Below are 13,694 nucleotides of genomic sequence, written 5' to 3'. Positions count from 1 at the left end.
GCTCGCCCCGCTTCCGCTCGGCATCACCCAATGCAGGCGTTGCCACGGATTGGAATCATGCTCGTCTAAAGCACAAACTCCGGAAGGTCTCCAGCAAGGACAACCCGCTGCATGCGAGCCATGCGTGGCTCAGGCCGGGCGCCGCTCCGGCACGAGGGCCGGCGACGGGACGTTGCGCGCCGCGAGCCGCCGGTCGAGAAAGCGCTCGATGCAGTAGTAACGGAAGCGGCGGAAGATGCCGGTGCGCTTGCGGGCGCGAATCTTCTCATAGGTCGGCGTGGTCTTGCGCAGGCTCCACAGCCTGGCTTCGAGAGTCGGTCCGTCGAAGCGATCACCGGCAATGTCGAAGATGACGCTTTCCAGCAGGCCGCATTCCTGCACGAAGCCGATGGAGCCGTGCCCGCTGAAATAGGTGCGCACGAGTTCCGCGTCGATCTCGCTCCGCAGCCGACGGACATGGCGACGGTCAAGGTTCAGCGGGTCGTAGATTACATAGACCTTCGCCTCGCGCCGCGGCGGATTGCGGTCCCACATCAGGCGATTGCCCTCGGGCGCCCAGCGCGTCTCCCACGGCACGAGCTTGGGGTCCACGCTCGCCTGCGGCGAAAAGGCGATGATGGTGTCGATGGCAAGCGCTTCCGAGAAGCGGATGGCGGCGTAGCTGCCCATGCTGGTGCCATAGGCGATCACTCGCGCGCCCTTGGGCATGTCGGCGCGAACACGCGCCAGCGCCTCGGTCATCTCGTCGAGCTGGTACCAGGAATTGGTGTGGGCGAGGAAATGATAGGCGGCAACGCCGCGCCGCGCGAAAAAGGGCTCGCCAAATCCTTCGCGACCATCCGTGCGTGACGGATTAAGGGGCTCGAAGGTCACGAAGACGATGTCGCTGCGCTGACCGGGAACCTTGATGACCGAGAGTTCTTCGCTCTCGAAAATGCTCTGCCGCACGCCGGCCGCCCCCCTCCGAGCTGGCAACTGCCGCAGGCCCGCACCTGCGACAGCTCCAAACTAACGAGAGGGTAGCCCTCCCGGCAACATTTTTGTCCGAACATTGCCGGATATGTTGCCAGGTGTTGCTCTGATGTTGCTCTAGCGTTGCCGCTATTCGGCCGCCTCGATCACGGGGCGGGTGCGGCCGGCACGTTCCTGCTTCAGCAACTCGGCGACGAGGAAGGCCATCTCGATGGCCTGCTCGGCGTTGAGCCGCGGGTCGCAATAGGTATGGTAGCGGTCCTTCAGATCCGCGTCCGAGATCGCCCGCGCGCCGCCGGTGCATTCGGTGACGTTCTTGCCCGTCATCTCAAGATGCACGCCACCGGCGAAGGTGCCCTCGGCCGCGTGGACGGCGAAAAACTCCTTCACCTCCTTGAGGATCTGGTCGAACGGACGCGTCTTGTAGCCCGAGCCGGCTTTGATCGTGTTGCCGTGCATCGGATCGCACGACCACACCACGGTGCGCCCTTCGCGCTTCACCGCCCGCACCAGCGCGGGAAGGTAATCGCCCACCTTGTCGGCGCCGAAGCGCGCGATCAGCGTGAGGCGACCGGCCTCGTTCTGCGGGTTCAGCGCGTCGATGAGGCGGATGAGATCATCCGGCTTCAGCGACGGACCGCATTTGAGGCCGAGCGGATTCTTCACGCCGCGGCAATACTCGATGTGGGCATGGTCCGCCTGGCGCGTGCGGTCGCCGACCCAGATCATGTGGCCCGACGTCGAGTACCAGTCGCCCGTCGTCGAATCGACGCGCGTCAGCGCCTGCTCGTAGCCGAGCAGCAGCGCCTCGTGGCTGGTGAAGAACTCGGTCGAGCGCATGTCCGGGTTGGTCTCCGGATCGATGCCGATGGCGCGCATGAAATCGAGCGCCTCGGTGATGCGATCGGCGAGCGCCTGGTAGCGGCCGGACTGCGGGGAGTCCTTGATGAAGCCGAGCATCCACTGGTGGGCATTTGCGAGATTCGCATAGCCGCCATTGGCGAAGGCGCGCAAAAGGTTCAGCGTCGCCGCCGACTGGCGGTACGCCTCAAGCTGCCGGCGTGGATCCGGGATGCGCGCTTCCGGGGTGAAGTCGATGTCGTTGACGATGTCGCCGCGATAGGACGGCAGCTCGACGCCACCGATGGTCTCCATCGGCGCCGAGCGCGGCTTGGCGAACTGCCCGGCGATACGCCCCACCTTCACCACGGGCGAGGCACCGGCATAGGTCAGCACCACCGCCATCTGCAGGAAGACGCGGAAGAAATCGCGGATGTTGTCGGCCGAATGCTCGGCGAAGCTCTCGGCGCAGTCGCCGCCCTGGAGAAGGAACGCCTCGCCGTTCGCCACCTTCGCAAGCTCGCGCTTCAGGCGGCGCGCCTCACCTGCAAAAACCAACGGGGGAAACGAGGCAAGCTGACGCTCCACCGAAGCAAGGGCTTCGGCGTCCGGATATTCCGGCACCTGCTGAATGGGCTTCGCCCTCCAGCTATCCGGCGTCCAGCGATCAGACATGACTGCCTCCTAGAAACTCAAAACGGCCCTGCGGAACACCATCCCGCACGGGAAAGGCGGGCCTTATACACCCAAGCGTCGAGCCAAAGCCAGTATGCTGCCGCACGGGCGTTCTTGCACGATTGCCCAACGGGCAGCCGACGGCGTCGAGGTCAGATCGCCGGGGTCGCTCCGGCCGATACTTCGGGGATCGGGTCACTCGACGCATGCTTCGTGCGCAGCGTCACCAGTTCCTCCGCGCTGGAGGGGTGCAGCGCCATGGTGCGGTCGAAATCCGCCTTGGTGGCGCTGAGGTTGAGCGCGATGGCGGCGACCTGCACGATCTCGGCGGATCCCTCGCCGATGAGATGCACGCCGAGCACCTTGTCGCTGGCCTGATCGACGACGAGTTTCATGAAGATACGCGACTTGCTGCCCGACAGCGTCGCCTTCAGCGAGCGGAAATCGGTCTTGTAGATGTCGAGGCGACGCCCCTGCGCCCGCGCCTCGGCCTCCGTGAGGCCGACGACGCCGATCTCGGGCTCGGTGAACACCGCCGTCGGAATGACATCGTAGTTCACCGACCACGGCTTGCCGCCGAACACCGTATCGGCAAAGGCGTGGCCCTCGCGAATGGCGACGGGGGTGAGATTCACCCGGTCGGTCACGTCGCCCACGGCGTAGATGGAGGGGATATTCGTGCGCGAGCGGTCGTCGACAGCAACCGCACCGGATGCATTCAGCTGCACGCCGACCTTGTCGAGGCCAAGCCCGGTGGTGTTCGGCGTCCGGCCGATCGCCAGCATCACCTCGTCGGCGAAGAGGTCGCGCCCATCATTCAGACGGATGCGCTTGCTCCCCTCTCCCACGTCGAAGATGCCATCGATGGTCGTGCCGAACTCGAAGGCGATGCCCGCCTGTACCAGTTCGCCGAGAATGCGCTCGCGCACCTCCTCGTCGAAGCCGCGCAGCACCTTGTCGCCGCGATGGACGACCGTGACCCTGGAGCCGAGCCCGGCGAACAGGCTGGCGAATTCCAGCGCGATGTAGCCGCCGCCCTGGATGACGATGCTCTTCGGCAGCCGCTCCAGATGGAACGCCTCGTTGGAGGTGATGCCGAGCTCCCGGCCCGGAATGTCCAGCCCCAGATTGGGATGCCCGCCCGTCGCGATGAGGATCGTATGTGCCGTCACCCGCGTGCCGTCGGCGAGACGGACGTCGTGCGGCCCTTCCACCGTCGCGCGCTGGCGCACGATCTCGACGTTGGAACGCTCCAGATTGGCGCGATAGGCGCCTTCCAGCCGGGCGATCTCCTTGTCCTTGTTGGCGATCAGCGTCGGCCAGTCGAAGGTCGCGCCCTCGACGGTCCAGCCGAAACCGGCGGCCTCCTCGAACTCGTGCGCGAAGCGGGCGGCATAGACGAACAGCTTCTTGGGCACGCAGCCTCGGATCACGCAGGTCCCTCCGAGACGATATTCCTCGGCGATCCTCACCCGCGCACCGTGATTGGCCGCGATGCGGGCAGCCCGCACGCCGCCAGATCCCCCGCCTATGACGAACAGATCGACGTCATAGTCGGCCTGGGTGACGTGGCTGAACATGGGCGGCCTCCGCATCTTGGCGCTATCCACGGCGCCCGTGGCAGGCATGTCGCCCCGCCGGCCCGAGCCGTCAAGGCGACACATGGCAGCTCTACGACCTTTTCATGGCTTCGCCCACCTCGACACCGACCGGGCGAGGTTCTAGCCTCCAGCACCCACAAGGGGCGGGAACAGCCTCAGGAGCTCACGCTCCCGCGCCTAAATCGGAGGAAACCAATGACCAAGATGTTCCGCGGAGCCCTTGTCGCCGCCGCGCTCGCCGCCCTCATCCCGGCGGGCAGCGCGCATGCCGAGATCAAGGAGCTGAAGATCATCGCCCCCGCCGCGCCCGGCGGCGGCTGGGACCAGACGGCGCGCTCCATGCAGCACGTGCTGCAGAGCGACAAGATCGTCGGCAACGTCCAGGTGCTGAACATTCCCGGCGCTGGCGGCACGATCGGCCTGGCGCAGTTCGTCAACGGCTCCAAGGGCGATCCGAACGCACTGATCGTCGGCGGTTACGTGATGGTGGGCGCCATCATCACCAACAAGTCGCCGGTGAACCTGTCGCAGGTCACTCCGATCGCCCGCCTGACCGGCGAATATGAGGCGATCGCCGTGCCGGCCAGTTCGCCGCTCAAGTCCATGGCCGATCTCGTGGCCGCGCTGAAGGCGGACCCGCAGAAGGTGTCCTGGGCCGGCGGATCGGCCGGCGGCACCGATCACATCACCGCGGGCCTGATCGCCAAGGCGATTGGCGTCGACCCGACCAAGATCAACTACATCGCCTTCTCCGGCGGCGGTGAATCGCTCGCCTCGATCCTCGGCGGCAAGGTCACGGTCGGCATTTCCAGCCTCTCCGAGTATGACGCGCAGGCCAAGGCCGGCAAGCTGCGCATCCTCGGCGTCTCCAGCGCCCAGCGTCTGCCCGAAGCCAAGGACGTGCCGACCTTCAAGGAATCCGGCGTCGACGTCGAGATTCAGAACTGGCGCATGGTCGCTGCCGCTCCGGGCATCACGCCGGAGCAGAAGAAGGCCCTCGCCGAAACCGTCGACAAGATGGTCAAGTCGAAGGCCTGGACCGACATGCTGGCGCAGAAGGGCTGGGCGAACACCTATCTGGCCGGCGACGCCTTCGACGCGCAGCTCGCCAAGGACATCGCCTCCACGCAGGCGATCCTGAAGGATATCGGCCTCTCTCAGTAAGGCGTGACCTTTTCACAAATTTCCGCTCCCCCCGGGCCGCGAGGCTGCGGGGGGAGCCTTCGTTAGGCATACCGGGAGCCCGCGATGAGCGATCTTCACCCCTCAACAAAACGGCCCGACAAGGCCGGTTTCGTCATCGCCTTCGGGCTAGCGGTCCTCTCGCTCGTGGTCGGCTGGGACGCCTGGCGGCTGTCGAGCGTCAATGCTCATTCCGCTGTCGGGCCGGCGGCGTTCCCCACCATCATCGCTGGCGGCCTCGCCCTTCTCGCGGTCGCCACCGCCGTCGAGGCGATCCGGCAGGGAGCGGTCGAGCGCCCCCGCGACGAGATCGGTCCGATGGCCTGGGTGCTTGCCGGTCTCATCGGCCAGATCGCACTGCTGCCGTTCCTGGGCTTTTCGATCGCCACCGGCTGGCTGTTCGCGGCGACGGCCAAGGGCTTCGGCCGGGGACCGGTCTGGGCGCATTTCCTCGCCGGCACCGTCCTGTGCTTCGTCATCTACGTCATCTTCGCCAAGGGCTTGCAGCTCGCTCTGCCTGCGGGCCCGCTTGAACGACTGATCTGAGGGCGTCGCCATGGATACTTTCGCCGCCCTCAGCCAGGGCCTGATGGTCGCCCTGCAACCGATGAACCTGCTGTTCGCCTTCGTCGGCGTCATGCTCGGCACTGCGGTCGGCGTGCTGCCGGGCATCGGCCCGGCGCTCACCGTCGCGCTGCTGCTGCCCATCACCTTCAAGCTCGACCCCGCCGGCTCGCTCATCATGTTCGCCGGCATCTATTATGGCGGCATGTATGGCGGCTCGACCGCTTCCATCCTGCTCAACACGCCGGGCGAAAGCTCCTCCATCGTCACGGCGCTGGAGGGCAACAAGATGGCCCGCGCCGGGCGCGGCGGGCCGGCGCTCGCCACCGCCGCCATCGGCTCCTTCGTCGCCGGCACCCTCGCCACCATCGGCCTCGCGCTCATCGCCCCGACCGTGGTGGACATCGCCATATCCTTCGGGCCGGAGGACTATTTCGCGCTGATGGTGCTGGCCTTCACCACCGTCTCGGCGGCCTTCGGCTCCTCGGTGACGCGCGGTCTCACCAGCCTGTTCATCGGCCTCGCGCTCGGCCTCATCGGCATCGATCTTCAGAGCGGCCAGGCGCGCCTCTCCTTCGGCGTTCCGGACCTGCTCGACGGCGTCGAGGTCACGACGCTCGCCGTCGCCCTGTTCGCCATCGGCGAGACGCTGTCGGTGGTTGCGGCGGGTGCCCGTGCGGATGAGATCATCGAGCCGGTCAAGGGCTCGGTGTTCATGAACAAGGAGGACTGGAAACGCTCGTGGAAGCCGTGGCTGCGCGGCACCTTCCTCGGCTTTCCCATCGGCGCCATGCCGGCGGGCGGCGCGGAAATCCCGACCTTCCTGTCCTACGCCCTGGAAAAGCGGCTGTGCCGCAAGCCCGACGAGTTCGGCAACGGCGCCATCGAGGGCGTCGCGGGTCCCGAGGCGGCGAACAACGCTGCCGCCGCCGGCGTGCTGGTGCCGCTGCTGACGCTCGGCCTGCCGACCTCGGCGACTGCCGCCATCATGCTCGCCGGCTTCCAGCAATACGGCCTCAATCCCGGCCCGCTGCTGTTCGCCACCGCGCCAGACCTGGTGTGGGGTCTCATCGCCTCGCTGTTCATCGCCAACGGCATGCTGCTCGTCCTCAACCTGCCGCTGGTGGGCTTGTGGGTCCGACTGCTCGCCATTCCGCGCCCGTGGCTCTATGGCGGCATTCTGGTCTTCGCCACGCTCGGCACGCTCGGTGCCAACCCGTCGCTGGTCGAGCTGGGCATGCTGCTGGCGTTCGGTCTTCTCGGCTATGTGCTGCGCCGCTACGACTATCCCATCGCCCCAGTGGTGGTCGGGCTGATCCTCGGCCCGCTCGCCGAACAGCAACTGCGCCGGGCCCTCGCCATCAGCGTCGGCGACCCGACGGTGCTGTTCCAGTCGCCGATCGCGGTCACGCTCTACGTGCTCTCGGCGCTTGCCCTGTTCGGACCGCTGCTGTTCTACCTCATCACCGGCCGCAAGGCCCCGGTGGGTGGCGACGAGGACTGATCCTCGTCATCCACCGAGCCCGCAAATGAAAATGCCCGGCGCGAGCCGGGCATTTTCATTTCCAGGCATCATGGTGCGCGTCAGATGGTGTAGCCGCGCTTCTTCATTTCCTCACGCACCTTCACCTCCATCTCGCGGGCGAACTGGGCGCTCCAGGTCTGGATGCCGCGCAGCCCCTCGTCGAGCAATTGCTGGCGGCGTTCCACCAGCTTGCGCCCCACCGGCGAGCGGTAGAAGGTCAGCAGCTCGGTCAGTTCCGCTTCGGAGAACTGCTGCGCATAGGCGCGGGCGAGAATCTGCACGATCTCGTTGCGACGGCCCTCATATTGCGGCGCCATCGCCTTGGCGACCTCGCGCAACTCCCGGATGAGATCGGGATTGGCCTGCACGAAACTGCCGGCGGCCTGCTCGATGATGCCCGGAATCAGCGAATCGAAGCTCGATGCCTCGCCATTGGCGACAAGGAGTTCGTTGGCGAGCTTCAGCTGCACGGCGCTCGGCTCGGCCGCCTTGGCCGCGCCGGTCGCCGCCGCCTGGCTCATCTGGAACGGCGCCTGCTGCTGTGCGAAGGCCGAGCCCGCCGTGAGAATGAGCGCGGCGAGGCCGGCGCCGATCAGCCGCTTCCCGTCACGTCCTGCAAAAGCAACCCGCATGAAATTCTCCCTGACGAACTTGGTTCACGCGCGGTCGAGGACCGTCACGCCATCGGCGCCCGCGACAATGACGCGGCTTGCCAGATTGATGAAGAGGCCATGTTCCACGACGCCCGGCACTTCCGCGAGCCCGGCGGCCAGCGCCACCGGATCGCGAATAACGCCATAGGCGGCATCGAGAATGAGGTGTCCCTGATCCGTGACGAAAACATGGCCGTCCGGACGGCGGCGCAGCGTGAGCAGGCCCTGGCAGCCGGCCTCGCGCGCCGAACGCTCGATTCCGCGGCGAATGGCGGCGACGCCGAAATCCACCACCTCGATCGGCAGCGGGAAGGCACCGAGCTGCGCCACCACCTTGGAGGCATCCGCGATGACGATCATCTCCTGCGCCGCGCTGGCGACGATCTTCTCGCGCAACAGCGCGCCGCCGCCGCCCTTGACCAGCGTCAGGTCGGGACCGACCTCATCGGCGCCGTCGACGCACAGGTCGAGCACGGGATATTCGTCAAGCGTGCCCAGCGGAACACCCAGGCTTTCCGCCTGCGCCCGCGTGACTTCCGACGTCGGCACGCCGACGACCTCCAGCCCCTGCCCCACGCGCTCGGCGAGCAGATCGACGAAGTGCTTGGCGGTCGAGCCGGTCCCGAGCCCGAGCCTCATCCCCGAGCGCACATGCTCCAGCGCGCGGGCGGCGGCCTGGCGCTTGAGGGCCTCGGCGGGGGAAAGAGCGGCTTTCGACATGGAGGTCTCTGCGTCTTGAAATTGGACCGGCAACTGGAACGGATCGAATGTGCCGTGTTGGGTAGCGCCGAATGGCCGGCGCGACAAGGCTTCGCGCCAGCTCATCCTCTGTTGCGCGCAGGCCGCGCGCTTCAGCGCGCGAGCGCGGTGCACACGACGGAAGGCTCGACCCCGCCGCCTTCCTTGGGCATGTCGCGCACATAGCACACGCTCATCTGCCCGGTCTGGGTGTTCACCCGGAAGATGCCGGTCTCGCCGGAATAGCGGGTCGAGACGATGTCGTAGTCGCCCGTGCCACCTGCATTGGCGCTGCTGTCGCGCGGGAAGCACTTGGTGATGCCCACCACGCTACCCTCCGGCCGTTCGAACTGGCAGGCATTCACCTCGCCGTTGCGCACGTTCACCGAATAGACGCGATTGGCCTGGGCGGAAGGCGGCGCGCTGAATACGTAGGGCCCGTCCGCCGGAGGCGCCGGCTGGGGCGTGGCAGCCTGCGGCGCGGCGGCGGGAGGCGGAGTGGTCGAAGGGCCCGCAGCCTGTGCCATGGCGCCGCTTCCCGTGCCCAGCATCAGCATCGCAGCAAGGGCCGCGGCCGCAGGAAGGCCCATGCCGGCTCCCTTCGATCCGAACGTCAGCGTCATCAAATTCAACTCCCGAAAGCCTTGCCTCATTATCACCCTGCCTCCGCCGGCGCATGCGCCCGATGGACGCGGTACGCTGGACAGGAAAAGCGGCAGGATTGTAGGCATTTGATCGAAGCTCGTCTCGCGGCGGCGGGCATTCACCGCCAATTCCTGTGTCACCCACTAGGGAAACGCCACATGCCCTCCACTCCCGCCGTCATCGCCTTCGACCTCGATGGAACCCTGGTCGACACCGCGCCGGACCTGCTCGACACGCTGGATGTCATCCTCGCCGAGGCTGGCGCGCCGCCCCTCCCACGCGAGGACACCCGCCGGATGATCGGCGCCGGGGCCAAGGCACTGGTCAATCGCGGCCTCACGGCGGCCGGCATCAGTGTCGATGCGCCGACCTTCGACAAGCTCTACGAGCGCTTCCTCGACCATTACGCGACGCACATCGCCGATTCCTCGCGCCCCTTCCCCGGGCTCATCGCGGCGCTGGACGAGCTTTCCGCGCGCGGCCACGTCCTTGCCGTGTGCACCAACAAGCTGGAATATCTCTCGCGCCTGCTGCTCGATCGGCTCGGCCTGTCCGAGCGCTTCGCGGTCATCGCCGGCGCCGACACCTTCCCGGTCTACAAGCCCGACGCGCGCCATCTGCTCGGCACCATCGAGCGCGCCGGCGGCTCGGCCGACCGCGCGATCATGGTCGGCGACAGCGCGACCGACGTGCTCACCGCGAAGAATGCTCGCATCCCGGTCATCGTGGTGCCGTTCGGCTATACGGAGACGCCGGCCCACGAACTGGGTGGCGACGTGCTGATCGAGCACTATGACCGCCTGCCGGTGACGGTCGAGAGTCTTCTCTCCCGGGGAAGATGATCCGAGCGCGCTTGACACCGGCAAGCCCGGTACACTAAATCCGCGCCACGATGGACGACTGCCTCGGAAACAAGCCTCCGGGGCCGGCGGGCGATTAGCTCAGCGGGAGAGCACTCCCTTCACACGGGAGGGGTCGCAGGTTCAATCCCTGCATCGCCCACCATCTGCTTTAAGATCAACGACTTAGCTGTCACTATCGCCCGGTGGAACATCCGAGTGGACCACGTCGTTGCTCAATCCAACCTACCTCCAGCTGTCACGGAATGGCATCTTCTACTTTCGGTGGCCGATCCCTCGTAGTCTGCATCCGAGACAAATCGCCACGACGATCCGAACGTCCCTGCGAACAAGGGAACCCAAACAGGCCTTGCGTCTGTCCCGTGTTCTGACGAACCTCGCGGAATCGGCCACTACGGAAGCGATGGCACGAGGCATGAACTTCGGAGAGATGCGCGAGCACCTGCACGCACGGCTGTCATACTGGCTGAGCGAGGCCAAGCAGCGCGTCCATGAGCAAGGCCCGCCTAGCCAAGACAAGATCGACGATGTGGAAGCCCAGGTCGCATTGGTTGATGAGGCGATCCGGCAAGATATGCCGCTTCGCACCGGACGCACCGAACGGGAGTCGTTGGAGTACTACGCTAAGGGCTTCGGACTTCAGATACCGGACGATCCTGCGGCATTCGACAGGTTCAATGCCGAGTTCAAGTTTGCCTACCGGGACTATCTGAAGGCCTTCGTTGCACACCTGCGCACGTTTGACGGCTACGATTTCACGACGGCGGCATCGGCAGGCCGGGCAAGCCAGCGGAGCGGTGCCGAACCCAACTCAGAGGCTGGGATCACACTTGGAGAGTTGATCAAGCGCTTCACAGCCGACAGGCAGAAGGCGCAGGCATGGGGACCGCGCACGGCGGACGAGAAGGAGAAGCACTTCAACCTGCTGCGGGAATTGCTGGGCGCCGACAAGGACTTGAAGTCCATCGCGATAGCGGACGCTCAGCGAGTAAAGAGTGTCGTCACCCGTTATCCAAAGAACCGTACCAAGAACCCCAAGCTCCGGGGGCTGTTGCTCGACGACATGATCAATGACCCATCTATTGAGACGATAGATGTGCTGACAGCGAATAAGTACATTCAGACATTCTCGTCGCTGTTCCAGTGGGGCGTTGATAATCTCTACGCCGACCGGAACCTGTTTGAACGCATGGTGATTCATAACTCTTCGTCAGGGGAGACGCGTGAAGCGTTTAGCAAGGAGCAGATTCAGCGGATTATTGCGGAAGTGACGGACGACAACAGCCTGCGGGTCATTCAGGACTACCAGAAATGGGGAACGCTGATTGGCATCTACACTGGCGCCCGCCTCAATGAGATCGCACAGCTTCGACTCGACGACCTGAAGACAGATTCGGAGACGGGAATTTGGTTCTTCGACCTCAACGAGGATGGTCACGGGAAGCAGCTTAAGAACCAAGCCTCCAAGCGCAGAGTCCCCGTACACAGTCAGCTCGTTGCCTTGGGGCTGCCCGCATACGTTGAACGGTTGCGAACGGCAGGCCGCCAACGCCTGTTCCCCACCTTCACCAAGGACTTGAAGAACGGCTACGGTCGCGCTCTGGGACGATGGTTCAACGAGCGCCTGTTGCCGGAACTACGGTTTAAGAGCAGCAAGGTGAGCTTCCACAGCCTACGGCATACAGCCATCACGACCATGATGCAGGCTGGCGTTGAGGAACCTGTCGTCAAATCGGTGGTCGGCCATACCAAAAGCGGCGTTACTCAGCAGCACTACTTCAAGGCAGGTTACACGCTCCACCAGCTTCAGAGCGCGGTAGAGGAAATACAGTTCACTTGATCCTTTAGCTATTACTGAGGGCATTATAAGCTAGCCCCGTCCAATCAGTTACGCATGTTTGCGATACGCGCTGTTGGGAAATGATGGAAGAGCTCGGTACGATTGACCTCAGCGCCTATCACAGCGCCATCGTGCGGATCGCGACGCTTCGCACGGGCGATCGCCCTCAACTAATCTTTGCAAGCGTCGAGCTGGTGACATCGAGACGGCCAATTCCGGATAGCACACCAATTAACAGAAAGGGCATCCCCCAAGTTTGGGAGTCAAGTCCCCGTGGCATCAGCCTCGCCTTCAGAAGGGTTGCGATGAGTGCAGGTGACGCCGTCACTTGGTACCGTTCGCTAGGTCGTGCCGCGACCCTTCCTGTTCCTCGCGCTGATGAGGAGCGGGGCAAATACGATGGATGCTCGATCACTGTTTGCCCTCTCGCAGACGAGCCCGCATGGCCCCACCTGTCGACGCCACTAGCCGACGCATCCTTGTTCGGCTCAGATGATGACTTCTATCCTACGCCGTTCATTGGTGCTGGTGGGCAACCTGCACGTGTTCATCGGCGGCTTGCAGAACCTGACGACGCGCTGCTCGCTCTTTCGCGTGACGCTGAAGCTTGTGCTTGGCTACGGCGACGAATTCATTTCGACATATCGCGACACGATGAACTGATTGGCGGTGCAGTGTTGGTCGTTCCCGATCCAGACGTGCGACGCGTAAGTTCGTTCATGACACGCAACGCGCAAGGAAAAGAATACCTTGTGGCTGAAGTTTTACCCTACCATACACGACGGTTGGATGGACTGACCATGATGGTCTTTGAAGAGCGGTTCGGTGCGATGAATCTCTTCAAGACATCAGAAGTCCGTGACGAATTGATAATCGTAGAGGCTACAGATCAGTTAGAGCACACTGGGCATGCGCTCTGGCACGAGAATCGGGGCCTCATAGCGCAGCAGAAAGCTCTTCCTTATATCCGATCGATTAACATCGACTTCGGTGTCATAAATCGTCGCGTGAACATCAATACAAGAGACACCCGGCGAAATGAGAGTAATATAACCTCACATACGATAGACGAAGTGGGCCATTCTTCCAAAAGCATCGTTGCGTTAGAGGAAGAGGCTCCAGACAGAATGGCGATAGCAGCACGATTCTACGGCAGCTCTCACCGAAGAGAGCGGGAACGTGCGGCTCGTAAGCAGGATATGCAATGGTTCGCCGATCGCAAGTCGGCGGCTCACTTTATCCGAGAACGGATCGGCCGAGCCAGTCAGACGATCATGGTCGTTGATCCCTATGCTGATGGTGAAGACCTCTTCAATTTCGGACACTTTGTTAGGCGTACGGATATATCTCTACGCTTGCTGACCTCACGTCTAGCTGCGGACGACTCGGCTACCTTGCGCAGGAATTTCGCGGCGTCGGCGGCTACATTCGTAACTCGGGGCCTTGCCAAGCCGGAAGTGCGTATAATGAAGGTAAGCGTGGTCCCGGCGGCACCTTCATAGGTTGGGCGTGAAAGCGCAGTCTGACGATCCTGATTGGAGGATCGTTTTGTGTCTGGGCTTGACCATAGACTTGAGCCGGAGGTTGAGGTCCGGCGCT

The 13,694-nt window shown here is 64.2% G+C and carries 12 protein-coding genes and 1 tRNA gene; 7 read left to right on the top strand and 6 right to left on the bottom strand.

The features are described 5' to 3' along the window. Positions 1-129: 129 nt before the first annotated feature. The 3 genes from ACO2RV_RS21010 to gor form a co-directional block, all read right to left on the bottom strand. The gene (locus tag ACO2RV_RS21010) at positions 130-948 is read right to left on the bottom strand and encodes an alpha/beta hydrolase (RefSeq protein WP_423296192.1); all 819 of its coding nucleotides are present in this window, start codon (positions 946-948) and stop codon (positions 130-132) included. A 153-nt stretch (positions 949-1,101) separates the two neighbouring features. Next, complete coding sequence (locus tag ACO2RV_RS21005; protein ID WP_423296191.1) at positions 1,102-2,487, bottom strand: class II 3-deoxy-7-phosphoheptulonate synthase; 1,386 nt, start codon at positions 2,485-2,487, stop codon at positions 1,102-1,104. Positions 2,488-2,639: 152 nt separating this feature from the next. Next, entirely contained in the window at positions 2,640-4,067 is a 1,428-nt protein-coding gene (gor, locus tag ACO2RV_RS21000) for a glutathione-disulfide reductase (RefSeq protein ID WP_423296190.1), read from the bottom strand. 216 nt (positions 4,068-4,283) lie between these two features. Between gor and ACO2RV_RS20995 the strand changes: the two genes are divergently transcribed. The 3 genes from ACO2RV_RS20995 (at position 4,284) to ACO2RV_RS20985 (ending at position 7,338) form a co-directional block, all read left to right on the top strand. Beyond that, on the top strand, positions 4,284-5,252 hold the full coding sequence (locus ACO2RV_RS20995; RefSeq protein WP_423296189.1) for a Bug family tripartite tricarboxylate transporter substrate binding protein: 969 nt from the start codon (positions 4,284-4,286) through the stop codon (positions 5,250-5,252). Positions 5,253-5,336: 84 nt separating this feature from the next. Continuing rightward, positions 5,337-5,816, top strand: coding sequence for a tripartite tricarboxylate transporter TctB family protein (locus ACO2RV_RS20990; RefSeq protein ID WP_423296188.1), 480 nt, complete (start codon positions 5,337-5,339; stop codon positions 5,814-5,816). Positions 5,817-5,826: 10 nt separating this feature from the next. Then, entirely contained in the window at positions 5,827-7,338 is a 1,512-nt protein-coding gene (locus ACO2RV_RS20985; protein ID WP_423296187.1) for a tripartite tricarboxylate transporter permease, read from the top strand. Positions 7,339-7,418: 80 nt separating this feature from the next. On the opposite strand, the gene ACO2RV_RS20980 is transcribed toward ACO2RV_RS20985, so the two are convergent. The 3 genes from ACO2RV_RS20980 to ACO2RV_RS20970 form a co-directional block, all read right to left on the bottom strand. Further along, on the bottom strand, positions 7,419-7,991 hold the full coding sequence (locus ACO2RV_RS20980) for a DUF2059 domain-containing protein (RefSeq protein WP_423296186.1): 573 nt from the start codon (positions 7,989-7,991) through the stop codon (positions 7,419-7,421). Between the two features lie 24 nt (positions 7,992-8,015). After that, positions 8,016-8,732: a ribose-5-phosphate isomerase RpiA gene (gene rpiA / locus ACO2RV_RS20975; RefSeq protein WP_423296185.1), complete on the bottom strand. Its 717-nt coding sequence runs from the start codon at positions 8,730-8,732 to the stop codon at positions 8,016-8,018. Positions 8,733-8,863: 131 nt separating this feature from the next. Then, positions 8,864-9,373 carry a hypothetical protein gene (locus ACO2RV_RS20970; protein WP_423296184.1) on the bottom strand — a complete coding sequence of 170 codons (510 nt, stop codon included), beginning with the start codon at positions 9,371-9,373 and terminating at the stop codon, positions 8,864-8,866. A 180-nt stretch (positions 9,374-9,553) separates the two neighbouring features. On the opposite strand from ACO2RV_RS20970, the gene ACO2RV_RS20965 reads away from it, so the two are divergent. The 4 genes from ACO2RV_RS20965 to ACO2RV_RS20950 all read left to right on the top strand — a co-directional run bounded on the left by ACO2RV_RS20965 (position 9,554) and on the right by ACO2RV_RS20950 (position 13,597). Continuing rightward, the gene (locus tag ACO2RV_RS20965; RefSeq protein WP_423296183.1) at positions 9,554-10,237 is read left to right on the top strand and encodes an HAD-IA family hydrolase; all 684 of its coding nucleotides are present in this window, start codon (positions 9,554-9,556) and stop codon (positions 10,235-10,237) included. Positions 10,238-10,325: 88 nt separating this feature from the next. Next, positions 10,326-10,400: transfer RNA gene (locus tag ACO2RV_RS20960), tRNA-Val, on the top strand. Between the two features lie 66 nt (positions 10,401-10,466). Continuing rightward, positions 10,467-12,095: a tyrosine-type recombinase/integrase gene (locus ACO2RV_RS20955; RefSeq protein WP_423296182.1), complete on the top strand. Its 1,629-nt coding sequence runs from the start codon at positions 10,467-10,469 to the stop codon at positions 12,093-12,095. A gap of 80 nt (positions 12,096-12,175) precedes the next feature. Beyond that, positions 12,176-13,597, top strand: coding sequence for a VPA1262 family N-terminal domain-containing protein (locus ACO2RV_RS20950; protein WP_423296181.1), 1,422 nt, complete (start codon positions 12,176-12,178; stop codon positions 13,595-13,597). The last annotated feature ends 97 nt before the right edge of the window (positions 13,598-13,694 follow it).

This window comes from Ancylobacter sp. VNQ12 (assembly GCF_049445835.1).
Taxonomy (GTDB): domain Bacteria; phylum Pseudomonadota; class Alphaproteobacteria; order Rhizobiales; family Xanthobacteraceae; genus Ancylobacter.
The sequence above is the reverse complement of the archived record's forward strand: the minus strand, read 5'-3'. Positions and strand labels throughout refer to the sequence as shown.

Bases quoted from the DNA above. Each gene is read 5' to 3' on its own strand.
- gor (WP_423296190.1), bottom strand. From the start codon at position 4,067: ATGTTCAGCCACGTCACCCAGGCCGACTATGACGTCGATCTGTTCGTC.
- rpiA (WP_423296185.1), bottom strand. From the start codon at position 8,732: ATGTCGAAAGCCGCTCTTTCCCCCGCCGAGGCCCTCAAGCGCCAGGCC.
- ACO2RV_RS20985 (WP_423296187.1), top strand. From the start codon at position 5,827: ATGGATACTTTCGCCGCCCTCAGCCAGGGCCTGATGGTCGCCCTGCAA.
- ACO2RV_RS20990 (WP_423296188.1), top strand. From the start codon at position 5,337: ATGAGCGATCTTCACCCCTCAACAAAACGGCCCGACAAGGCCGGTTTC.
- ACO2RV_RS20995 (WP_423296189.1), top strand. From the start codon at position 4,284: ATGACCAAGATGTTCCGCGGAGCCCTTGTCGCCGCCGCGCTCGCCGCC.
- ACO2RV_RS21005 (WP_423296191.1), bottom strand. From the start codon at position 2,487: ATGTCTGATCGCTGGACGCCGGATAGCTGGAGGGCGAAGCCCATTCAG.
- ACO2RV_RS20980 (WP_423296186.1), bottom strand. From the start codon at position 7,991: ATGCGGGTTGCTTTTGCAGGACGTGACGGGAAGCGGCTGATCGGCGCC.
- ACO2RV_RS20965 (WP_423296183.1), top strand. From the start codon at position 9,554: ATGCCCTCCACTCCCGCCGTCATCGCCTTCGACCTCGATGGAACCCTG.
- ACO2RV_RS20970 (WP_423296184.1), bottom strand. From the start codon at position 9,373: ATGACGCTGACGTTCGGATCGAAGGGAGCCGGCATGGGCCTTCCTGCG.
- ACO2RV_RS20950 (WP_423296181.1), top strand. From the start codon at position 12,176: ATGATGGAAGAGCTCGGTACGATTGACCTCAGCGCCTATCACAGCGCC.